Raw genomic sequence first — 21,677 nt, 5'->3', positions numbered from 1 at the left:
TCTTAACGTTGCTGGATGCCAGCAAGATTGTCATCTACCGCGTTACGGACAAACTCGACGTGTGGCCCGAAGACAACGTGAATATGGTTGCTGGAGGGAATAAAGGTCCCCAATGAGCCCGCCTCTTTCAGCAACTCCATGTTCATCAGCTTCTGGTCGCCAAGGTCGATACGCAGCCGCGACACGCAGTTTTCTACCCGCTTGATGTTCTGCCTGCCGCCCAGTCCTTCTACGACCAGCTCCGCCACCTTGTCGTACTCTTTGTTATTGAGCAGTGCACTGTCCGCCATCTCTTTCTCGCGGCCTGGCGTTTTGATATCAAACTTGCCAATGGCGTAGCGGAACACGCCATAGAACACCACAAAGTTAATCGCGCCCAGCAGCAGCAGGTTCGGCCAATGGGTGTTTTCGTACATCAGCCCAAAGATGCCGAAGTCAAAGATGGTGCCGCGAATATAGCCAATCGAGACGTCCAACATTTGCAGAGGAATGGTTAACAGGCCGCACAAGATCGCATAGATAACAAAGAGCTGCGGCGCAATAAACAGGAAGGAGAATTCAAGCGGCTCGGTGATATTGCCGAGGAATGCCGTCAGCACTACGGTCAGGATCATCCCTTTGGCGAATTTCTTGTTTTTGAAATAGGCCATGTGGTACATCGCCAGCCCGATAGCCGGGACGCGGAACAACGTGGTCAGCATCTGCGACGAAGCCAGGTAGCTGGACAGCGTTGGCATGAACTCATTCCATGCCGGATGGTTAGGCCCCAGTTCAAACAGGATCTTGTTCATGGCGGGAAGAATGCCAACGTAGGTTTGCCCATCAATCAGGTAGGTGCCACCCGCTTCGGTAAAGCGCACCGTCGAACTCAGGACATGGTGCAAGCCAAACGGGATCAGCAAACGGTTCAGGGTCATGTAGATCCCGGCACCGATGTTCGGCGCCATCATCACGGTCGAGATACTCCGCATCCCATAGGTAAACACATCCCACACGAATGGGATCAGCAGGCCGACCGGAATGGTGAAGGCAATCGATAGAATGGCGACCGATTTCTTCCCGCTAAAGAAGGCAAAGGCCAACGGCAGTTGCAGCCGATAGAACCGGTCTGTCACCTTGGCGGCAAGCAAACCGGCAATGATCCCTCCCAGCGCCTCTATTTTCAGCGTGTGGATGCCGAGCACCATGCCCTGCCCGACCAACGCCATATTCTCCGTCACCAATTGGTCCATCACTTTCAGATGCACGTGCATGGAGATCAGTAAGGTTAGATAGGCGATGACCGAAGCGAAGACCGCAATGCCCTTTTCCTTCTTCGACATGCCATAAGCGACCCCCATGGCGAACAGCAATGGAATATTCTGGAACACCACGCTGCTGATTAATCCCACCGAAGAGAGGATCGCCTTGCAGTAGGCATTGCCCAAAAACGGCAGTTTATCGATCATATACGCCTGGCCCAGCGCGCTACAGATCCCCATTAGCATCCCCACCGGGGCTAACACGGCGATAGGCAATAATAGGGAACGCCCAAACGTCTGTATTTCGTTTTTAAAGTTGGATTTCATTATCTGGCCCCTGGTTTACTTTACCGCTCTATCAAACAATGCCGACGCTCCCGCCATCAAGGCCAAATACTGGCCGATTCAAGGCTCATTTTTTGCCCGTCAAAAAACAGGGCGAAGGCCGAAAACAGGAGCTCACCTGACCACCATACTGCATATGTATGGCTACCAGCCTTCTGGCCTAGCCCTTATCCCCTGTTTTTTGCACAGTCTTCTGCATCTGGCATCGTTGATTTCTGGGTACCGGTGCTATGATCGGCATAACTCAACCCGACAATGAGAGTTGGCTCTTGATCAGATCGCTCAAACCGGATTGAGTTCCTCAATTGAGCTACTATTGTGAAAAGCTATTGAGAGAAAATGAGCCTGGCATATAAGAAGAATTTAGGGGTGATGATATGGATAGCGAGTTTGTTTCTAATAATATAGCCAGCGTTAGCGTATTGGCAGTTTGTATTGTTGCTATTATTGGATTGACTATCTATGACCGTGAAAGAGAAAAGGGGAAATTTGGCGTTATCGTTCACGCTGCTCAATTTATTATTTGGGTATGTATTATTACCATACTCGGTGGCTACGCAGAAATTGCCGTTGCTGCGTATAAAATCTCATTTATTTCATCCCGTACCATCAATTTTTTCTGCACCACTCTCATTTCTTTGATTTTGCTTAGAAAACTGTTTTTAATGATCAATCGTCTGGAAAAGAATCAAATCCAAAAAGGGCGAGACATCACGACTACGCACATTATTTCCCGCATATTAAAAGCCACGATTGTCGTTATCATGATACTGCTGTATGGCGAGCATTTTGGCATGAGCGTGTCGGGGTTGGTGACGTTCGGCGGGATTGGCGGCATTGCCATCGGTATGGCCGGAAAGGACATCCTAAGTAACTTTTTCTCTGGCATCATGCTGTACTTTGATCGTCCCTTTTCAATTGGTGACTGGATACGCTCACCGGATAGAAACATCGAGGGTACGGTTGTCGAGGTGGGTTGGCGAATGACCAAGATAACCACCTTCGATCAGCGGCCATTATATGTTCCAAACTCTGTGTTTTCATCGATCAGCGTTGAAAACCCGAGCAGAATGACCAATCGCCGTATCGAAGCCTCTATCGGCCTGCGCTATGAAGATGCGGACAAGATAGCAGGCATTACCCAGGATATATTGGCTATGCTAAAATCGGACGGTAATATCGATCAGAGCAAAACCCTGTTGGTTAATTTTAATTTATTTGGTGATTCATCATTAAATATCATGATTTACTGCTTTACCAAGACAACCGCTTGGGGTGAGTGGCTGACGGTACAACAGGCGGTTTACCTAAAGATCATTGATATCGTCCATCAGCATGGCGCTGACTTTGCTTTCCCAAGCAGCACGCTTTACTTCGACAACCAGAAGAACGAGATACCCGCAGGTAAGGAAGAAGCGAACGACAAATCGCCACCCCGGTCGCTTTCGGACATGCGGTGATTTGTCATTTATTACAGGTGGCCTTCAAGTAGGCAACTTACGGATTTGAGACAGCGGGTACCGGGATCTCCAATCCATAAAGGCGCAGCATGGCTGGCGTATCTTCAACGCCGGCAAAAACATAACGCGCCCGGATTGCCGCATTTTCCGGGATGGTAATATCCGCGTCTCCTGGCACCAATGCGGTTTTTAGCGGTGAAACAAAACCTTCCTTGTCTAACAGCATCAATGATTTACTTTCGTTCAGATTACTCAGGCGTACGATTTTGTCGGTTTTATTGCGTAGGGAAAGAGTCACTTTATATTCTTGAGCCGCAACTTTCTCAATGGAGGAAACCGAGGCGGTGACATTTTTAACCAGATTGTCTTTGTCGGTCACAATGATGGCTCCATCAACGCTGCTACCTGACTGACGGCCATCATCCACGCCATCTTTCAGGCCGCTGAGCGCATCTTTACCTGAAGCAATAACGCCAGAGACCACGCTTTTCACGCTGTCTTTCACCACGGCGGTTTCTTCGGCCCTAACGCCAGGGGTAGTAATCATCACCAAAACCAATGCCAGTACGCTCTTTTTCATCTCATTATCCTGCTTATCATTATCCATTGAAGACAATCTAGCGGAAAAAAACATGGTTGGCATCTTATCTATTGATTTGAGAGGCTTTCTTGCTGTTATTCGGATAAAGTTCACACTCCAGTCTTTTTAATGCTATTTAGCTTATTCTGACCTGCAAAGTGCGGCATTTTCTGCCATTCTTTTGCCTATTCCTCCAAGCCTTAGCCGCGCCTTCGTAGACAGGACAAATAATGGAAGTGTTAACAAAGGATGAAGTGTTATATCACCGGGGAAGTTTGCTGACAGCAGACGGCGTCATGGTCGCCTCATGGGATCTTGAGCAGCAGGAGAGTTTTTCCGGTGATTATTTTAGCCTGGCTGGCTACCGCGGTATCCGCAACGCCGCTGCGGCTCCTTTCAGCGTGGATTATTGTAATGAATCTGTCGTGCACATCATTAATGGCATGGGCGTAACGCTGGGCGATTCCATTATTGGCCTGACCGCGCTTGAGGCGCTGCGCGAGTTTAATTCCAACCTGCACACTATTATCTACCGGCCAGGGCGCGCGCCCCACTATGTCGATCAGCTTTATCATCTGGCGGCAGGCGTGGTGGCGGATCTCCGTTGGCTGCCGTGGAAGGCAGAGCATATTCCAGAGCAAGAACTGTGTATCGATGCCGGTAATCAGCTGTTCTGGCCAGCCTTCACCACGTTGCCGATGATTGATTTCTTCCTGCAGGCGCTGGGCGTTGAACCTGCCGCTATTCCTGCCGCGGCGAAAGCCAACCGCTGGATGCAAAAACTGTGTCTGCCGCCATTACCTGAGCGCTGGCAGAATAAGCCCTACGTGCTGTTTTGCCCCACCGCCAGTACGCCGTTACGCAGCATCCCGGCCAGTGCCCATGTGCCATTGGTGAACACCCTGTGGGAGAAATTTGCCTGCCCGGTGCTGGGGTTCGGCGCGGTGGATCATCCGCATTATGTGGATATTCAACCGCTTTCCACCGCTACTGCTGATTTCCTGGCCTGGGTGAAGCATGCCCGCTATGTTCTGACATCGGATACCGCTGCGGTGCATATTGCCGCTGGCTACGATGTCCCAACCACCGCCTTCTTTACCTCAATCGCTCCCGAATTGCGGGTGCGAGACTATCCTTTATGTCAGCCTGTCTATTTTGCCATCCCCGAGCTGAACAACGTGCAGGCCAGCGCCAGAAAGCATGACCTGGAGCAGGTCGAACTAGCCTTTACTACCCTGATGCTAAACGAATTGCCGTGGGCCTGATCCCCGGTCTGGAGAACTACCGATGCTGTTGACCGCAATAAGAAATACCGCGTTTGCCCTGCTGGCTTTGGTCATTACCCAAACCAGCGCTCTCAGTTTCACCCTGGAAGTCGGCGGCAAGATTAAAAACACCACCGACGCCGAGAATAAAACCTATGTCTTTACCGATAAAGAGCTGTTTGCCATGCCGGTCCACAGCATCACGACCACCACTTCGTGGACGCCCAGAGTAAAATTCGATGGCGTATTGCTGGCTGATATTTTGGCTAAAGTGGGTGCCGAAGGCACCATGATGACGCTCTACGCGCTGAACGATTATTATATTGATGTGCCCATCTCGGACGTGGCTAAATACAATATGATCCTGGCCTATAAAATGGGCGGGGAAATGTTAAAGGTGCGCGATTTCGGGCCGCTGTTTCTGATCTATCCTCGCGATGCCGGGGGTGCGGAGCTCAACTCTCCGCTGTATAACTCGCGCTTTATCTGGCAGATCAACAGGATCGTCATTAAATGAAGTTAGTCAGGTTCAAAGACAGTGGCAGATTGGCTATTCCGGCCATTTTTGCCGCCTTATTCCTGCTCGCCTCGACGGTGACGCTGTATTACTACAGTGCCACCTTGTCCAAAAAAGGGCTGTATGCCGTTGCCGGTACGCAGGAAAACTACTCTTGGTCGATCGCCAAGTTCGCCATCAAGCTGGCGGAATTTGAAACCCTGGTGGAACAGCAAAAAAGCACCAATCAGGTGGATATCGATAACCTGAGGCTAAGGTTCGATATTCTCTATTCTCGCTATTCGGTGCTCGCCCGCCCGTCAGAATCGACCCTGCCGCTGTACCACGAACCTGGATATCCCGAGCTCGTTGAACGGATGCGCGAAGAAATAACTCAGCTGGATCAGTTGGTCAACAGCCCTCAGGTAGATCTGGGGCTGATTTCGCAGGCCATGCAACAGATCAAACCCTCCGCGATTATGATGGCCAACCTGGCGGACCACGCTGAAGTGAAGCAGCGTACCGGGGCTTACGAAGATTTTATCGAGAAAAGGCACATCATCTTTTATGGCCTGGTGATCATCATGTTCTCGGTGATCGCGCTGATTGCCATCACGCTGATCGTCATCCGCCAGCAGCGTCAAACCATCAGCCAACAGTCGAAGGCCATTCGCGCAGAGCAAAAGGCTATCCGCACCAAAAACGCCTTCCTCGGGGCCATCGGGCATGAACTTCGCACCTCGCTGCAAAGCATTATGTCCGCCATTGATGTGCTGACCAATACCCGCGTATCCCATGAGCACAAGGATACCTTCCACCGGTTGGAAACTGCCGCCGAGCAGATAGAAAGCCAGATGAAGGATCTCACCGATTATGCACGCCTGGACAGCGGCATGATGGAGCTGCGCATTGTTCCCTTTAATGCCCAACAGGTGATCGACGAAACGACGGATGAAATCGCCATGCTGACCCATAAACCAGGGGTCAAACTGGTACGTGAAGTGGAGTTTACCCATGCGCAGGTCTATTCCGACCCGCAGCGGCTAAGGCAAATCGTGGTTAACCTGCTGACCAACGCCTTTAAATATACCGAAAGCGGTACCATCACGCTGCACAGCTGCCTGCGTAGCCAACCTGCGGGGAGTTCGTTAATCATTGAAGTTACGGATACTGGCATCGGTATCGACAATGCCCTGCTACCGCAGATTTTTGAGCCCTTTACCCAACTCGATCAGTCAAATACTCGCCAATACAGCGGGGTTGGCATGGGGTTGGCGATCGTCCACGGCCTGGTTGAATTGCTCGATGGCACGATCACGGTGTACAGCGAAGTAGGAGAAGGCAGCACCTTTATCGTCAGCATCCCTGTTGAGATCAGTGAAGAACAGTTGCCAGAGCAAAGCCCACGCCCGGTAGCGACGCTGTTGAAAAAAGAGCAGCACATCCTGGTGGTGGACGACAATCCTGCCGCAGGCATGGCCTTTATCGCCCTGCTCGACAAATTGGGCTATCAATATGAGCTGTGTGACTCGTCGGAACGTGCGCTGCAAAAGCTGTTGCGGCGGCCTTACGATGCCTTGCTGCTCGATCTGCAAATGCCCGGCATCGATGGTGTGGCAGTGGCACAACAGCTGCGTGACCAGCGTGGCCCGAACCGTAATATCCCGATTATCGGTATCAGCGCCTATACGCCTGAGCTGCTGCCTAGCGAGCAACGCGCCATGTTTGACGATTATCTGATGAAACCGGTACGCATGGAGGCGCTATCCACCTCACTCACGTCGCTGTTTGTCGCTACAGATTAAAGCACCGTTGCAGTGCGGCTTCGATCACATGGAGCCGCACCGGCTTTTCATACGGGCCTAGCACGTCATAATCGCGCATCGCTCTGGCAATCTCTGACTCACGCAAATCGGTGCCCAACTGGCCGGTCAGCACCAGGATCGGCGCATCTGCATGATCGGAAGTGCGAATGGTTTCAATGCATCTCTGCGCCGTCTCATGGCCTATCAACCAATCCACCACGTAGCCATCAAACGGGTTTTTGGCCAGCGCCTGGCAGAAACTGCTGACGTCATAGAAAGCCACGGCGTTGAATCCTTGACTATTGAGATACTTGGTTAGCTCATCAGCGGCCTGATGTGCATCATCCAATACCGCAATGCTCAGGCGATCGTCTTCGATATGGCCGGGACGGATCTCGATCAGTTCGACAACAAAACGCTTGCCCTGTGGAGCCTCGCTGGCTCGATAAACGATCCACTGCCCATCCTGCTGCAAGCCAACAAATTCGGCCTGCTTGCTGCCCAATAGCTCGCTGCTAATGTGCGCCACACAAGGTAACGCCACCCCGGCCACAGAAAAGATGGCACCCTGTGCCACAGTGGACCCAACAGGCTCGCTTTCGGGGAGAATGTCGACGATGGACGCCGGCGTTTCTCCCAAGGCCAGTGCCACGCTGTTGATTTGTTCCAGCGTCCATGGGCTCTGGCCTTTCAGCTTGCGGTGAGCATGGGAAAAACTCAGATCCAAAATGCGGCTGAGCTCCTTGGCATGTTGTCGCTTGCCGATCCCATGCTGCAAAAAGAGTTCCCTGACCTTGCCTGCAATCGACTGCGAATCGAATTTTTGATGATTGTTAAACATTTTATCCTTCGATATATCTCGCTGATTTTTCAGTCGCTTTGACACCCATACGTACAAAAACGTTATCGAAATCTCGCATACTATACAATCTTAGCCTAATAGCTTGCTTGACATACCATCTTTTATGGTCAAACATGGTATCAGAAGTGATGTATTATAAAAACGATAGTAGAACGATAAGTCAGTAATAACCATACCGACACCAGGGAAATTATAAGCCGGCCACAACACCTGATTAAAGTATCGACAGGGAGTTGCAAGCTGAGCAAGTTTAACCGCAGAGTTAATTGCTTCACCCCTCGTTAAGCCGGGGCCCGCAAGGGTTCCGGTTTTTTATTTGCCCAAAACCCAATGAAAAGGCCGGAGAACACTCCCCGGCCCGTCAGCATGGCCAACCTCGATCGGCAGATTACCCTCCAGCGTTGGCATCTTCCTCAGCCTGGCGAATGATGGCTTTGGCCATCCACTGGGTCACATCTTGAATATCATCGAGCTCTAAACCCCAAATGTCCTTCAGCACCAGGAACACCTCGGAACCATAAATCAGCGAAAAGGCGTGGATCACGCGTTGCAGGGCTTCAGCAGGGAGTTTGTTCTGCAAGGGCTCCACCGCCAGCTTCAACAGCCGCTTGCGATTGCCACGCACAAACTTTTCGCCGGGCGTCGCGTTAGCCCATTGCTGGAGCGATAGTTGTAACGCCGCACGTAGCGCGCCTTCATGCTGCTCCATCTGTGGATAGGCAAACGCCAACAGTTGATGAATGCGCTTGAGCGCATCGTTATCCTGCGGTTGCCATTCAAGGATCGGCCCCAGGCTTTTCGCCACAACGGCGGAGATCAGGGCGCTTTGGGTGGGAAAATAGCGATAAGCGGTGGCACGGGAGACCTGCGCATGCGCCGCTAGCTCTGTAATCGAAGGGAAGACACCACCATCGTAGAGCTCCATCGCACAGGCCAGCAGCAAGCTGCGGGTTTTGGCACGAGTATGTGTCAAAGATTCATCCCGCGGAGCGGGAAATGCGGATATTGGCACGTTTTCCTCGAACTTCCTCGTATCTTCCAGCCTTGGAGTCAATACGATAGACAGCCTCACCGACAGATCCTGGCCCATCGGCAGCGTAAAAAATCATAGCTAAGATAGCCAAAAACGGGACACAAGTCTCACTTTAAACAAATTAATGCTTGCAAAAATGATACGGCAGTCTCATTATGACCAACAAATAAACGATAGTACCTTATTGTCCGACACCAGGGTTCACAACCTACAATAAAAAATAGCATTAAAATCAATTTGTTCAGACTTTTGTCTGAACCTTTTTCAGGAAAAGATGATGAGCAGCACCCCAGGTTTTGTCTATATTGCTACCACAGCAGATACTAAAGGACAAGAACTGGAATATGTCCGTCATCTGATCGCCAATCTCGATTTACCCGTCATCACCCTCGATCTCTCCACTTCCGGTAAGCCTTCTCTGTATCACGCGGACGTTTCTGCACATGAGATCGCGGGTTACCATCCGGAAGGTGAACAAGCCGTTTTTTGTGCTAATCGCGGGCAGGCGATTGCGGCCATGGCTATCGCTTTTGAGCGCTTCATGCTCTCACGCCGTGATATTGCTGCACTACTCGGTTTGGGCGGGTCTGGTGGCACCGCAATCATCACGCCCGCCATGCAACAGTTGCCCATCGGCCTGCCAAAGCTGATGGTATCGAGTATGGCTGCGGGTGATGTCGCCGGCTATGTCGGCTCCAGCGATATTGCCATGCTGTATTCCGTCACCGATATCGCCGGGCTAAATCGCATTTCACGCAAGGTATTGTGCAATGCCGCCAACCAGATAGCCGGGGCCATCCGCTTTCATATCGATGATGATGCCGACAGCAAACCCGCCACCGGCCTGACCATGTTTGGCGTCACTACGCCTTGTATCAAGGCCGTGACCAGCGCCATTGAGCACGACTGGGATTGCCTGGTGTTTCACGCTACCGGCAGTGGTGGCCAGGCTATGGAAAAGCTGATCGACAGCCGCTTGCTCAACGCCGTATTGGATCTGACCACCACCGAGGTGTGCGACTATCTGTTTGATGGCGTGTTGGCCTGCAACGAAGATCGCTTTGGGGCCATTGCCCGCACTGAGATCCCTGGTGTGATGTCATGCGGAGGGCTGGATATGATCAACTTCGGTCACCCGAAAACCATTCCGGCCCGCTACGCCAATCGTCAATTTTATTGCCACAACAGCCAGGTAACGCTGATGCGCACCACGGCGCAGGAGAATACCCAGTTGGGGCGATGGATTGGCAGCAAGCTGAACGCCTGTGCCGGGGAGGTATGCTTTGTAGTACCGCTGGGGGGCTTTTCAACCTTGGATGCGCCAGGGCAGCCCTTCTGGGATCCACAGGCGCTGGGCGCTTTCGTTCACTCGCTGGAACGGACGCTGGTACAGACCGCAAAACGCCGGTTGCTCAAAGTGCCGTACCATATCAACGATCCCCTGTTCGCCGCGGTTATTATCGAACAATTTAATGCCATTGCTGCTACGTCTAAATAATCCTGTCAGAAAATAAAATAAAAAAAGCCGGGCAAATAACCCGGCATTTTTATTTTGACAGCAATGTTAATTATTCAGCAGCAGGGACATGATCGCGCATTTTTTTCATATGCTCCATCATCTTCTGCTCACGTTTCTGATAATTCTCATTGTATTGTTTTTTCTGCTCTGGCGTTAGCAGGTTATACATTTTGTTTTCCGCTTTGGCGCGTTCCAGCATGTGCTCAGATTGCGCTTTACCGATCGCATCGATCTGGGCTTTTGCCTTGGCTTCGTCGAAGCTTTCCGAAGCGATCATGCTGTGCAGTGCCTGGCGCTCGTCTTTAGCACCCGGGCCGCGTTTTTGATGCGACTCTTTCATGATATCGCGCATCTGCTGGCGCTGCTCTTTGGTCAGGTTCAAGCCAGCAAAAGGACTGTCTCTTTTTGCGTCTTTATAGTGCATCATTTTCACCGGGGCGGCGGTTGTGGCCGATGCGGTTGCCGGGGCGGTAGTTGTGTCGGCTGCGAAGGCGGCAGAAGCAGAACCCAGAGCTAACGTTGAAGCGACAAATAAAGCAGTCAGTTTACGCATAATTATTTCCTTAAAAGTTATTCTTCATCAGGAGCGCTGTACGTTAACAGGCTCACTATCTCGTCGTCGGAAATAATAGTATGCGCATGAATATATAGTAATGCGATGGAGTGTAAATTTTTTAAAATCAAAAATGGTAATATTCGTCAATTATGAATAAATTATGGAGAAGGCGTCTGTTATTTGGAAGATTACATTGCCCAAGCGTAATTATTAGTGTGGCTTTTGTCCACCTCCAGCCAGGGATTAATTTAGCATCCCTAGCCACAACCCTGGCTCAACGAAGCCAAAAACTGATTTTCGCACACTGCGCGGTTCTCTTTTACACTCTATACAGACGTCGTTCACGCGATCCCCATCGTCTTTCAGGTTGCAGCGTAGGGTCCGGCTGTCCCTTTTTGAGGAATGAACATGTTCGCAGACCAAGGCCCGATACTCCTAAACACCCATTTTGGCACCAGCAGCCCTTACTGGCATCTGGCGTTTGACAGTAATGCCCTGCAGTTGACGGCAATCAAAGGCAAAACACACCTTGCCGTGGCCCTCGACGAAATGCAGGCAGCGAAAATCCGCCGTCTGAGCGGGGTCACCGCCAGCCTGGATCTAACCATTCTGCTCAGCGGCCAACCCATCCACCTGCATTTGGTCGGCCGCCGGGTCAATAAATTAGAGTGGGCGGGTACCGCCTCTGCCTATACCGATACCGAGGCCGTGGCACGTGATTTGGTGCACGGCCTATCGTTTGCCGAACAGGTGGTGTCAGAGGCTAATTCCGTCATTGTCATCGTTGACCAACACGGCCGCGTCCAGCGCTTTAACCGCCTGAGCGAAGAGTATACCGGCCTGCAGGAACAGGATGTGATCGGCAAAAACGTCTTCAAGATGTTTATGAGCCCCGAAGAGGCCGCTGCATCCCGGCGCAATATTGCCACCTTCTTTCGCAACGGGGCCTCCTATGAGGTGGAGCGCTGGATCAAAACGGTCAAAGGCGAGCGGTTATTCCTGTTCCGCAACAAGTTCGTCCACAGCGGCAGCGGCAAAAAAGAGGTGTTCCTGATCTGTTCCGGCACGGATATCACCGAAGAACGCCGCGCCCAGGAACGCCTGCGGCTATTGGCCAATACCGATACCATCACCGGCCTGCCAAACCGCAACGCCATTCAGGATGATATTAACCGGGCGATTAGCGAACGCGGTGACAGCCACATTGGGCTGGTCTATCTCGATCTGGATAACTTCAAAAAAGTGAACGACGCCTATGGGCATATGTTTGGCGATCGCTTGTTGATCGAGGTGTCCCACGCCATTCTCAGTTGCCTGGATCATGGAGAAAAACTTGCCCGTCTGGGAGGCGATGAATTTCTGGTGCTGGTTACCCAGGCCGACCGGATCATGCTGCAAGAGCTGGCACAGCGCATTATCGATCGCTTGCAAATGCCCTTCCGCATCGGCCTGATCGAGGTCTACACCGGCTGTTCGATTGGCATTGCCCTGTGCCCGCAACATGGCCACGATCTGGACAGCCTGATCCGCAGCGCCGATACCGCCATGTACGTTGCCAAGGAACACGGCAAACGCACCTTTATCGTCTTCTCGCCGGAAATGAACCGCCGCGTTGCCGAATACATGTGGCTGGATACCAACCTGCGTAAGGGGCTGGAACAGGAGCAACTGGTGGTGTATTACCAACCCAAGATCACAACGCTCAACGGCGCCGTGCACAGCGTAGAGGCGCTGGTCCGCTGGGATTCGCCGGAGCGCGGGCTGATCCCACCATTACAGTTTATCTCCTACGCCGAAGAGTCCGGGCTGATTGCCCCACTTGGCCGCTGGGTGCTGCAAACCGCCGCTAAACAGGCAGCCATTTGGCAACAGCAAGGGCTGAATCTGCGCATCGCGGTTAACCTTTCCGCCAGGCAGTTAGTGGATGACAGCGTGGTAAACGATCTGGTTGAGGTACTGCGAGAAAATCAACTTTCTCACTGCACGCTGGATTTTGAACTGACCGAAAGCAGCCTGATAGAAGATGAAAACCGGGCGCGTGAGGTGATCGCCCGACTACGGGCCTTGGGTGCACAGGTACATCTGGATGATTTTGGCACCGGCTACTCCTCTCTGGCCCAGTTGGCACGTATCCCGCTGGACGCCATCAAGCTGGATCAAAGCTTTGTTCGCGGCGTCAATCTGGCCCCGGTATCACAATCACTGATACGCGCCATCGTCGCGGTCGCCGCAGCGCTACAGTTCAAGGTGATTGCCGAAGGGGTTGAGACAGACAGTGAAAATCGCTTCCTGGACTGCGTAGGAGTCGATGAAAAACAAGGATTCCTGTTCGCCCGGCCGATGCTGCCCGAGCAATTGGAACAGTGGCTGAAAACCTATAGCCCGCAATCACCAAAGTGATGCGGGCGGGAATTAACGCTTAGCCAGCGTGACGCTGATTAAGCGTGTGCCGATCCTGCAAGATCACCAACCGCTCAATGTACAGGCGATCCTTCTCCTCGATGGTAAAGGCCGAATGCACCCAATCCTCGGTAATATCCATCAGCTCGGAGCGGGTTAACTGCAATACCCGCTGACGAGCGCGCAACATGGCACGCATACCGTTCAGCTTGGGCCTGATGGTGTCGATAAAGGTACGAGTCGCCATATAGGCATCCCCCGGTTGAAACAGCTTATCCACCAGCCCATAGCTTTCGAACCATTCGGCAGTATGAGATTCCCCGCTCCAGATCAGTTCTTCTGCCAAGCGCATGCCTGCCTTGCGGGCTACCAGTGAATAACCCCCCATACCGGGAAACAGATTGAAGGCGATTTCTGGGAATCCCATCCGCACATTGTTCTGCGCCAAAACAAAATGGTGCGCCAATGCCGCCTCAAAACCGCCCCCTAGCGCGCTGCCCTCCACCATGGCAATGCTGATGGCTCCGGTATCAAAGCCTCGTGCTGCGGCATGCACACAGTCGATACAGGCCCGGGCATACGCCATCATCGCCTCACGCTTGCGGTTTTTGATCGCTTCGGCAAAAAAGCTCAGATCCCCGCCGACGTTAAACATGTTTTGCACCAGCGAGCCGGTGACCCAAAAGTCGAACTGCAACGTCGACTCTTTCGCCGCCTGCGCCAGCGTCATGATGTCTTCGATCAGTGCCTGATTGAAGCAAGGGCGAGGCTCTGCACGCATTAGCATCCACATAATGTGGCGATCTTCCTCGTAATAAGCGGAAAGTTGCGACAGGTTGCCCGCTTCGGTAAATGGGCGACAGGTGGGATGATTGAATAATTTCATAAGACCTTCCATTTTATCTATTGATTCAGGAGATAACCGTTCCAGCCCCTACGGCTGCAGTAGGCGCAAACCGGGTAAAAAAGCGCGCGCCATAAGATGAGTAAAAGCCTTCCTGGCGCTGAGATAGATAAAATTGCAGGGATCCGGCAGAAAAACAGACGTGTGGTGAAGAGGACAAAATCGAACGTTCTTGCTCGCAGCGGTTGGTAGGAGCCATCATCAGAATTAACCCAATCTCGTCCATTAGCGACCAAATCGAGGGCATATTTGGCTATAATCAAGCACATGCCCATTGATTTACCTGAAGGATACCGTGACGTAATGCAGAATAAAGCCGCTCCAGAGCAGCCTGAGGCCATTGAGAAACCGACGATCGCCATCAAAACCGGCAACCAAAAACTGGATAAAGGCCTTTCGGGGTTCGCTCGCCTGATAGAGCGCGTTAAAGCCTGGCCCACCATCGCTCACCTGCTGCGAGCCACCGAACGCTTCAACGACCGTCTTGGCAGCCAGTTTGGCGCCGCCATTACTTACTTCTCGTTTCTCTCTCTGATCCCGATCCTGATGGTGTCGTTTGCCGCCGTGGGCTTTGTGCTGGCATCTAACCCGGATTTGCTGGCCGAATTGATCAACAAGATCGTCAATAGCATCAGCGATCCCACGTTGGCCAGTACCTTGAAGAACACGGTGAACACCGCCATTCAGCAACGTACCACCGTCGGCCTGACCGGCCTGGCGCTGGCGCTGTACTCCGGCATCAGTTGGATGGGTAACCTGCGTGAGGCGATCCGCGCCCAGTCCCGTGACGTTTGGGAACGTAATCCGCAGGATCAGGAGAAAATCTATTTTCGCTACACCCGCGATTTTATTTCATTAACCGGACTGGTGGTGGCACTGATCGTCACGCTGTCGTTAACCTCGATTGCGGGTTCTGCCCAGGCGGCCATCGTGCATGCGTTGGGGCTGGATGGCATTGAATGGCTACGGCCGGCGATGACGCTGATCGCGCTGTCGATCTCCATCTTTGCCAACTACCTGCTGTTTCTGTGGATCTTCTGGATGCTGCCGCGCCATAAGCCGAAGAAAAAAGCGCTGCTGCGCGGTACGCTAATCGCCGCAATTGGCTTTGAGGCGATCAAGTTTGTGATGACCATGACGCTGCCGCAGGTCGCCAAATCGCCTTCCGGTGCCGCCTTTGGCTCGGTGATCGGGCTGATGGCGTTCTTCTACTTTTTTGCCCGCCTGACGCTGTTTTGCGCCGCCTGGATCGCCACGGCACAGTATAAAGAGGACAAAACCCTGCCGCAGGGCAAGTGAATATCCGCCATCAGCATTGCATTCATGCCAGTCGCAAGGTTGCGACTGGTTTTTTATTTCGATAATCAAACCAAAAAGCAGTCAATAGCTCTAAAACCAGACTAACCAACCGGCCAAAACCAGCATAACAAACTACCCTATAACTTTTCTTTGCACCTTTTCCAGTCATTCTCTCTGCTTATAGCTCACTTCACCACGTTAACGACCATAGAACATCAACTCGTTAAAACATTAGTCTTTTTAACAGTTTATTTGCCAGATAGTACAAAATCTCCCCGTTGAAAAGCCATTTTGCTATGACTAAGATGAATTTTTCCCTAGTCAAAATATAAGAAATAACTATGCAAGCCACCATCGCAACCCCCTTGGACGCCGATGCCGCGTCCACACCGGTTAACTCCCGGGGAAAAGTCATCGTCGCCTCTCTGGTCGGTACCGCCATCGAGTTCTTTGATTTCTATATTTATGCCACCGCTGCGGTGATCGTGTTCCCGCATATCTTCTTCCCACAGGGTGACCCGGCTGCTGCAACGCTACAATCGCTGGCCACCTTCGCCATCGCCTTTGTGGCGCGGCCAATCGGTTCTGCCCTGTTCGGCCACTTCGGCGATCGCGTCGGGCGGAAGGTAACTTTGGTGGCTTCACTGCTGACCATGGGGATTTCCACCGTGCTGATCGGCCTGCTGCCAAGCTATGCAACCATTGGCATCTTTGCACCGATCCTGCTGGCGCTGGCACGCTTTGGCCAAGGCCTGGGTTTGGGTGGCGAATGGGGTGGTGCCGCGTTGCTGGCCACCGAGAATGCGCCTGCCAATAAGCGGGCGCTGTACGGCTCGTTCCCACAGTTAGGGGCACCGATAGGCTTCTTCTTCGCCAACGGCACCTTCCTGCTGCTCTCCTGGTTGCTGACCGATGAACAGTTCATGACCTGGGGCTGGCGCGTACCGTTTATCCTCTCTGCCGCGCTGGTGCTGGTGGGTCTGTATGTGCGTATTTCGCTGCACGAGACTCCGGTTTTTGCCAAGGTGGCCAAAGCGGGCAAACAGGTGAAGGTCCCGCTCGGGACGCTGCTGAGCAAGCACAAAAAGGCCACCATCCTGGGTACCTTCATCATGCTGGCTACCTATACGCTGTTCTACCTGATGACCGTTTACTCCATGACCTACGGCACGGCCGCAGAGCCGCTGGGGCTGGGCTATTCGCGTAACAGCTTCCTGTGGATGCTGATGGTGGCAGTGATTGGTTTTGGCGTGATGGTGCCGATCGCCGGTTTGCTGGCCGATGCCTTTGGCCGCCGCAAGACCATGATTGTCATCACCCTGTTGATGATCGGCTTTGCCTTCCTGTTCCCGAGCATGCTGGGTTCCGGCAACCAGCTGTTGGTGATGGCTTTCCTGCTGCTTGGGCTGAGCATTATGGGCCTGACCTTTGGCCCGATGGGCGCACTGCTGCCTGAACTGTTCCCAACCGAAGTGCGCTACACCGGGGCCTCGTTCTCGTATAACGTGGCCTCGATCCTGGGGGCTTCGGTAGCGCCTTATATTGCGACCTGGTTAGCTAACAACTACGGGCTGTTCTACGTTGGTATGTACCTGGCGGCCATGGCCAGCCTGACGCTGATCGCGCTGTTGCTGATGAAAGAAACCCGCCACACGTCGCTGTAATCCTCTCCCGGCCCCCTACCTATGGGGGCCTGTTTGTCTGTTGTCACAAATCCCGGCTATGCTATCCCCCCATTTGCTGAGGAAACCCGCCCATGTCGTTGCGCCGTTGGCTCTGTTTGTCTGTTACGTTGCTGATTATTATCGCCATTGCCGCCTATTTCTGGCTGAAATCGGCCCACCCGGATGCACTGTGGCATATCGTCAACCAGCAATGCCTGCCAAATCAGCAACAAAACCATAATCCGGCCCCCTGCGCACAGGTAGATGAGCAGGCCGGGTTCGTAGTGCTGAAAGACCGCAATGGGCCCTTGCAATACCTGTTGATGCCAACGGCCAAAATCACCGGCATTGAAAGCCCGCAGGTATTACAGCCCGACACCGCCAACTTCTTCGCCTTAGCCTGGCAGGCCCGGCATTTTATGGCAGATAAACTCGGTAAACCGATCGACGATGCCGTCATCTCACTGGCGATCAACTCTGAATACGGCCGTACGCAAAATCAGCTGCATATTCATATTTCCTGCCTGCAACCGGCGGTAAAAACCCGGCTGGCGCAGCTGCAAGGGGATTTCAGCGAAAGCTGGCAGCCGCTACCCGGTGGATTGCTGGGGCATGATTATTTGACTCGCCGCGCCAGCGCTGCTGAACTCAAGCAGCTTGGGGCATTCCGTTTGCTGGCTCAGGGCGTTGAGGGCGCACGTGAAAGCATGGGGAGCTACGGCATGGCGATGACGGCCTTGCCGGGAGGGGATTTCCTGCTGTTGGCTGTGAAACGTAACCTGTGGCAGCTGAATCTGGCCTCCGCCGAAGAGATCCAGGATCACAGCTGCCAGGTACTACAGTAATCTTGGATCACTTCTTGTTCTTCATCTGCTGCAGGATCTTGCCACACTGGTTTTCTTCGCCACCGTCACTCGGTGAAACCAGGGCCAGCAATGCCGCTGCCGGAGCAACGACAACGCCTAACGCCACAGCAGCCACCCCGCGGGCAATCAACGGCCCGGCCTTCACGCCCGCGTCCGGTTTTTTGAATGTCCCTTTAACATACAGCGGCGAACGCAGGGTCAGCACCCGCATCCCTTTGCTCTCCGGGTCGATGGACAGATCCAGCCGCTCGGTGGCGAAATTGATGTTGCCGGTGATGTTGATAATGGCGTTTTCCGTATCAAACACGAACAGCCGCGGCGTCGCCAACCCGCTGCGAATGCCGACATCCGCCGCCGCACAGTTGATCCCCACCTCGTCATCGCCAAACAGTTGAGCTACCAGGTAGTTGCCTACGTTCAGGCCCAGAATTTCCATCAGGCTGCGGCTGATCACGCCGTCATTGATCAGCAGGCGCAGGTCGCCGCTGCTGGTTGCCAGCAAGTCGGCTACCGAGTTGCCGCTGCCTGTCAATTTGGCATCGCCGTTCAATTCTCCCAGGCTACGCTTCATCGACTCCACGTTCGGCAGCAGCTGTTTCAGCTGGAACTTACGCGCATGCATATCCACCCGGCCCTGCATCGGGCTCTTGCTACCATCAAGACGGACGGTGGCATTCAGGTTCCCCCCGGCCACGCCGAAGCGCAGCGGGTCCATCAGGATCACCGCGTTATCCAGCTTAAGGTGGGTATTCAGATCGCTCAGCGGCAGCGAACTGCCATGCTCAATACGTTTGGCGGTAAATTTGACGTCGGCATCCATTACCCCCCAGCTTTTGGTTTCGAACTTCTCAACCGGCAGCACTTTGTCGCTCGGCTGGCGGGTCTTCTCGCCGCGATTGGCTTTCTGCTGATTGGAGTCCGCACCGATCAATGGCGCAAGATCGGCAAAACGCAGCTGTTTGGAAAGCACTTCACCACTCAACTTGGGCCGAGGGTGGCTCGCAACGTACTTCAAATCCCCATGGATATCGCTGTCACCGATCTTGCCGTCAAAGCCCTGATACTGGAATACCGCGCCGCCCGGTTGATGCAGCTGGGCGATCAGATGACCATCGGTAGAATAAGGAGGGGTATTAGGTAACAACACGCCGGTCAGCGCATACAGGTTTCCCAGGCTGTCACCGGAGAATTTCAGCCGTAGATCCAGACCGCCAAGGTTCAGCGGATCGGATAACGTCCCCGCGACCTGCACTCTGGTATTGCCGGAACGGACATCGGCCTGCAGTGGGAACGGTATATCAGCGCTTTGCAGTGACAGCATGCCACCCATCTTGCCGCTGCCTGACAGCGCTTCACCGTGGTATTTTCCTTTAACCTTCCAGCCGAAAACATAATCCGGCGTCGTCACTTTATCCCCCGGCTGTTTACCCGCAACTTCACTAAAGGGCAGAGGCTTGCCAAGCGGGTCGATCAACGCCTGGAAATCGGCCTTGAGCGTGGCGTCTTTAAAATCAATCTGGCCGCGATCGAACACGATATCGTGAATGCTGACCGACCAGTCTGACTGTGGTTGGTTGGGGTCTTTATCGGCGCTGTTGGCCAGGTTGAAGGTCCAGTTATTGTCACCGTTCGCCAGGCGCTGTAGCGAGGCATTTGGCTGCTTCAACCAGATACGCGGGATCAGTACCTCTTTGCCCAGCAGCGCCAATGGCGCGATCGAGGCATCGACACGTTGCAGTGTGACCATCTCGTCGCCCGGTATTTTGGCCGGGTTGCCCAGCATAATATCTGCGGCGTGGATATGAGGCCACGGTACCCAGGCACGCCAGCCCCCCTCATCCTGGTGACGTTCCCAGTTAACGCCCAGATCGCCACGAATAGCAAACGGGCGCTGCAGCTCGGCAGAGACTTTGCTATTGATGGTGGGTTTGAGACGGTTCCAATCGAAGGTGGCAATGAACACCACCAAAACCACGACGATCAGCAGCACGATGCCGCCAATCCAGCTAAACGTTTTGCCTGTTCTTGTCATAACGGTTCCCTCGAGGCGATAGCAGACTGCTCAAATTGATAAGCAGCCTTACTGAAAGCCTAGTAGAGGATAGGCTAGAGTTCACGCTTTGGGAACTAATGGATCAGGGAGTAGGGGCAATAAACCGCATAGGCAGGGTTTTAAGCTGGTCAAAATGTGCAGGGCGGCTAAGGTAATACCCTTGGGCGGCAAACGCGCCAGAGCGCTGTACCAGTCGCCATTCCTGCTCTGTTTCTACCCCTTCGACAATCACCCCGTCGCTGTGCTGGCTCATCAGGCGCACCAGAGTAAAAAACAGCTGGATGCCCTCATCGCTCTGCTTGAGCAACATAAACAGCTCGCGCGCCACCTTGATATACTGATAACGCCAACTGCTGACCGCGGAGAAATTCGCCAGCCCGCTACCGAAATCATCCAGCCACAGGCGCTCCGCCCCAGGGATATGCTGCAGCGGCCCATTCAACGCCCTGTCTGCCTGCTCCACCAGCTCAAAACGCAGGTAAGGCATGACGCTGATTTGCCGCTGCATCGCCGGGTGCAGTTGCAGTGCCTGCAATGCCTTACCGTCGATATTGATGGAGACCATTAGCGCATGACGGGTAAACAGGGGCTGCCATTGCTGCAGTAAATCGAGCTGTTCCTGAATAACCGCCAGGCGCTGGCGTAGCCCCAGCGCAGCAAAGTAATGTTCTGGGGATACCGGCTTGCCCGGTGACGCCGGATGATGTACCGCCGTGAGCAACTCCACCGCCAGCAGTTTGCCGCAGGTGCGGTAAATAGGTTGAAAAGTATACAAACGCCGACACTGCCGCCAGTAATGGAAGACCTTGGCACGCTGCCAGGCGGCAAACAATGGCGTCAGTAAACCAGAGATCATGTTGGTTATCATCGGTACTATCGCCATTAGGGAATGGGAACGATAACGTTGCCGGAAATTTGTCGATCTTGTTATCGGCAACGCACAATAAAACTTTAAGCTTGGGTAAAAGGTCCCTACATTAAGCCATTACCTACATGCAACGTTTCTATAACAAGAGGAAATTTTAATGCCCTACGTAAATATCAAAATTACCCGCGAGGGTGCAACCGCGGAGCAGAAAAAACAGCTAATCGCAGGCGTAACCCAACTGTTGGTCGATACGCTCGGCAAAAACCCCGCCACTACCGTGGTGGTGATCGATGAAGTGGAGACCGATAACTGGGGGATTGGTGGTCAATGCGTCACCGATCTGCGCGCGGCAGCCAAGTAGTTTTTCTTCCTCAACGGCGGGAAACTTCGCGTTTCCCGATCGCGATCATAAACTAATTAAAACGCTGTTTTATTCCTATTGACTCATTTCGCCCTTGCGT

18 protein-coding genes are annotated in these 21,677 nt (G+C 53.1%); 10 read left to right on the top strand and 8 right to left on the bottom strand.

Translation table 11 applies throughout. The annotated features are described in order from the left end of the window. Positions 1-2 precede the first annotated feature (2 nt). Positions 3-1,568 carry a PTS transporter subunit EIIC gene (locus tag A6U95_RS06920; RefSeq protein WP_065683959.1) on the bottom strand — a complete coding sequence of 522 codons (1,566 nt, stop codon included), beginning with the start codon at positions 1,566-1,568 and terminating at the stop codon, positions 3-5. Positions 1,569-1,963: 395 nt separating this feature from the next. Here A6U95_RS06920 and A6U95_RS06915 point away from each other — a divergent pair, with 395 nt between their 5' ends. Beyond that, a complete protein-coding gene (locus A6U95_RS06915) occupies positions 1,964-3,046 on the top strand; it encodes a mechanosensitive ion channel family protein (RefSeq protein ID WP_065683958.1) in 1,083 nt (360 codons plus the stop codon). A gap of 37 nt (positions 3,047-3,083) precedes the next feature. Here the strand turns inward: A6U95_RS06915 and A6U95_RS06910 are convergent, their stop codons facing one another. Further along, entirely contained in the window at positions 3,084-3,626 is a 543-nt protein-coding gene (locus A6U95_RS06910) for a hypothetical protein (RefSeq protein WP_065684038.1), read from the bottom strand. A 230-nt stretch (positions 3,627-3,856) separates the two neighbouring features. On the opposite strand from A6U95_RS06910, the gene A6U95_RS06905 reads away from it, so the two are divergent. From A6U95_RS06905 to A6U95_RS06895, 3 genes are read left to right on the top strand one after another with little or no spacing between them, the layout of a single operon-like run. Next, positions 3,857-4,891, top strand: coding sequence for an ADP-heptose--LPS heptosyltransferase (locus tag A6U95_RS06905; protein WP_065683957.1), 1,035 nt, complete (start codon positions 3,857-3,859; stop codon positions 4,889-4,891). Between the two features lie 22 nt (positions 4,892-4,913). Beyond that, positions 4,914-5,408, top strand: a complete 495-nt coding sequence (locus A6U95_RS06900; RefSeq protein WP_024527650.1) for a molybdopterin-dependent oxidoreductase — start codon at positions 4,914-4,916, stop codon at positions 5,406-5,408. Beyond that, entirely contained in the window at positions 5,405-7,192 is a 1,788-nt protein-coding gene (locus A6U95_RS06895; protein WP_065683956.1) for an ATP-binding protein, read from the top strand. The genes A6U95_RS06900 and A6U95_RS06895 overlap by 4 nt, the downstream gene beginning before the upstream one ends. On the opposite strand, the gene A6U95_RS06890 is transcribed toward A6U95_RS06895, so the two are convergent. Both A6U95_RS06890 and A6U95_RS06885 read right to left on the bottom strand, forming a co-directional pair. After that, positions 7,182-8,033 (bottom strand): helix-turn-helix domain-containing protein, encoded by an 852-nt coding sequence (locus tag A6U95_RS06890; RefSeq protein ID WP_065683955.1) that lies wholly within the window; start codon positions 8,031-8,033, stop codon positions 7,182-7,184. The genes A6U95_RS06895 and A6U95_RS06890 overlap by 11 nt on opposite strands. A gap of 409 nt (positions 8,034-8,442) precedes the next feature. After that, positions 8,443-8,979, bottom strand: coding sequence for a TetR/AcrR family transcriptional regulator (locus A6U95_RS06885; protein ID WP_226906696.1), 537 nt, complete (start codon positions 8,977-8,979; stop codon positions 8,443-8,445). A gap of 385 nt (positions 8,980-9,364) precedes the next feature. Here A6U95_RS06885 and A6U95_RS06880 point away from each other — a divergent pair, with 385 nt between their 5' ends. Next, positions 9,365-10,585 carry a Tm-1-like ATP-binding domain-containing protein gene (locus tag A6U95_RS06880; protein ID WP_065683954.1) on the top strand — a complete coding sequence of 407 codons (1,221 nt, stop codon included), beginning with the start codon at positions 9,365-9,367 and terminating at the stop codon, positions 10,583-10,585. A gap of 70 nt (positions 10,586-10,655) precedes the next feature. On the opposite strand, the gene spy is transcribed toward A6U95_RS06880, so the two are convergent. Continuing rightward, positions 10,656-11,159: an ATP-independent periplasmic protein-refolding chaperone Spy gene (gene spy / locus A6U95_RS06875; RefSeq protein ID WP_065683953.1), complete on the bottom strand. Its 504-nt coding sequence runs from the start codon at positions 11,157-11,159 to the stop codon at positions 10,656-10,658. 411 nt (positions 11,160-11,570) lie between these two features. Between spy and pdeR the strand changes: the two genes are divergently transcribed. Continuing rightward, positions 11,571-13,562, top strand: coding sequence for a cyclic di-GMP phosphodiesterase (pdeR, locus tag A6U95_RS06870; RefSeq protein WP_065683952.1), 1,992 nt, complete (start codon positions 11,571-11,573; stop codon positions 13,560-13,562). Between the two features lie 19 nt (positions 13,563-13,581). On the opposite strand, the gene A6U95_RS06865 is transcribed toward pdeR, so the two are convergent. After that, positions 13,582-14,448, bottom strand: coding sequence for a crotonase/enoyl-CoA hydratase family protein (locus tag A6U95_RS06865; RefSeq protein WP_065683951.1), 867 nt, complete (start codon positions 14,446-14,448; stop codon positions 13,582-13,584). 321 nt (positions 14,449-14,769) lie between these two features. Here A6U95_RS06865 and yhjD point away from each other — a divergent pair, with 321 nt between their 5' ends. From yhjD to A6U95_RS06850, 3 genes are all read left to right on the top strand, one after another. After that, the gene (yhjD, locus tag A6U95_RS06860; RefSeq protein ID WP_021181810.1) at positions 14,770-15,765 is read left to right on the top strand and encodes an inner membrane protein YhjD; all 996 of its coding nucleotides are present in this window, start codon (positions 14,770-14,772) and stop codon (positions 15,763-15,765) included. A gap of 341 nt (positions 15,766-16,106) precedes the next feature. Beyond that, the gene (locus A6U95_RS06855; RefSeq protein ID WP_021807376.1) at positions 16,107-17,429 is read left to right on the top strand and encodes an MFS transporter; all 1,323 of its coding nucleotides are present in this window, start codon (positions 16,107-16,109) and stop codon (positions 17,427-17,429) included. A gap of 92 nt (positions 17,430-17,521) precedes the next feature. Then, positions 17,522-18,274, top strand: coding sequence for a CDP-diacylglycerol diphosphatase (locus A6U95_RS06850; RefSeq protein ID WP_065683950.1), 753 nt, complete (start codon positions 17,522-17,524; stop codon positions 18,272-18,274). Positions 18,275-18,281: 7 nt separating this feature from the next. On the opposite strand, the gene A6U95_RS06845 is transcribed toward A6U95_RS06850, so the two are convergent. Next, complete coding sequence (locus A6U95_RS06845; protein ID WP_065683949.1) at positions 18,282-20,327, bottom strand: AsmA family protein; 2,046 nt, start codon at positions 20,325-20,327, stop codon at positions 18,282-18,284. Positions 20,328-20,430: 103 nt separating this feature from the next. Then, positions 20,431-21,231: a cyclic-guanylate-specific phosphodiesterase gene (gene pdeH / locus A6U95_RS06840; protein WP_186531206.1), complete on the bottom strand. Its 801-nt coding sequence runs from the start codon at positions 21,229-21,231 to the stop codon at positions 20,431-20,433. Between the two features lie 142 nt (positions 21,232-21,373). On the opposite strand from pdeH, the gene A6U95_RS06835 reads away from it, so the two are divergent. Further along, positions 21,374-21,577, top strand: coding sequence for a 4-oxalocrotonate tautomerase family protein (locus tag A6U95_RS06835; protein ID WP_021181815.1), 204 nt, complete (start codon positions 21,374-21,376; stop codon positions 21,575-21,577). Positions 21,578-21,677 lie beyond the last annotated feature (100 nt).

It is taken from the genome of Serratia sp. 14-2641 (genome assembly GCF_001692375.1).
Classification (GTDB): domain Bacteria; phylum Pseudomonadota; class Gammaproteobacteria; order Enterobacterales; family Enterobacteriaceae; genus Chania; species Chania fonticola_C.
This window is presented reverse-complemented; position numbering and strand designations above follow the sequence as displayed.

Excerpts from the sequence above, each read along its gene's own strand:
- spy (WP_065683953.1), bottom strand. The coding sequence starts at position 11,159 with ATGCGTAAACTGACTGCTTTATTTGTCGCTTCAACGTTAGCTCTGGGT.
- pdeR (WP_065683952.1), top strand. The coding sequence starts at position 11,571 with ATGTTCGCAGACCAAGGCCCGATACTCCTAAACACCCATTTTGGCACC.
- A6U95_RS06865 (WP_065683951.1), bottom strand. The coding sequence starts at position 14,448 with ATGAAATTATTCAATCATCCCACCTGTCGCCCATTTACCGAAGCGGGC.
- A6U95_RS06900 (WP_024527650.1), top strand. The coding sequence starts at position 4,914 with ATGCTGTTGACCGCAATAAGAAATACCGCGTTTGCCCTGCTGGCTTTG.
- A6U95_RS06920 (WP_065683959.1), bottom strand. The coding sequence starts at position 1,568 with ATGAAATCCAACTTTAAAAACGAAATACAGACGTTTGGGCGTTCCCTA.
- A6U95_RS06850 (WP_065683950.1), top strand. The coding sequence starts at position 17,522 with ATGTCGTTGCGCCGTTGGCTCTGTTTGTCTGTTACGTTGCTGATTATT.
- A6U95_RS06895 (WP_065683956.1), top strand. The coding sequence starts at position 5,405 with ATGAAGTTAGTCAGGTTCAAAGACAGTGGCAGATTGGCTATTCCGGCC.
- A6U95_RS06890 (WP_065683955.1), bottom strand. The coding sequence starts at position 8,033 with ATGTTTAACAATCATCAAAAATTCGATTCGCAGTCGATTGCAGGCAAG.
- A6U95_RS06885 (WP_226906696.1), bottom strand. The coding sequence starts at position 8,979 with ATGGAGCTCTACGATGGTGGTGTCTTCCCTTCGATTACAGAGCTAGCG.
- yhjD (WP_021181810.1), top strand. The coding sequence starts at position 14,770 with ATGCAGAATAAAGCCGCTCCAGAGCAGCCTGAGGCCATTGAGAAACCG.
- A6U95_RS06835 (WP_021181815.1), top strand. The coding sequence starts at position 21,374 with ATGCCCTACGTAAATATCAAAATTACCCGCGAGGGTGCAACCGCGGAG.
- pdeH (WP_186531206.1), bottom strand. The coding sequence starts at position 21,231 with ATGGCGATAGTACCGATGATAACCAACATGATCTCTGGTTTACTGACG.
- A6U95_RS06905 (WP_065683957.1), top strand. The coding sequence starts at position 3,857 with ATGGAAGTGTTAACAAAGGATGAAGTGTTATATCACCGGGGAAGTTTG.
- A6U95_RS06910 (WP_065684038.1), bottom strand. The coding sequence starts at position 3,626 with ATGAAAAAGAGCGTACTGGCATTGGTTTTGGTGATGATTACTACCCCT.
- A6U95_RS06880 (WP_065683954.1), top strand. The coding sequence starts at position 9,365 with ATGAGCAGCACCCCAGGTTTTGTCTATATTGCTACCACAGCAGATACT.
- A6U95_RS06915 (WP_065683958.1), top strand. The coding sequence starts at position 1,964 with ATGGATAGCGAGTTTGTTTCTAATAATATAGCCAGCGTTAGCGTATTG.
- A6U95_RS06855 (WP_021807376.1), top strand. The coding sequence starts at position 16,107 with ATGCAAGCCACCATCGCAACCCCCTTGGACGCCGATGCCGCGTCCACA.
- A6U95_RS06845 (WP_065683949.1), bottom strand. The coding sequence starts at position 20,327 with ATGACAAGAACAGGCAAAACGTTTAGCTGGATTGGCGGCATCGTGCTG.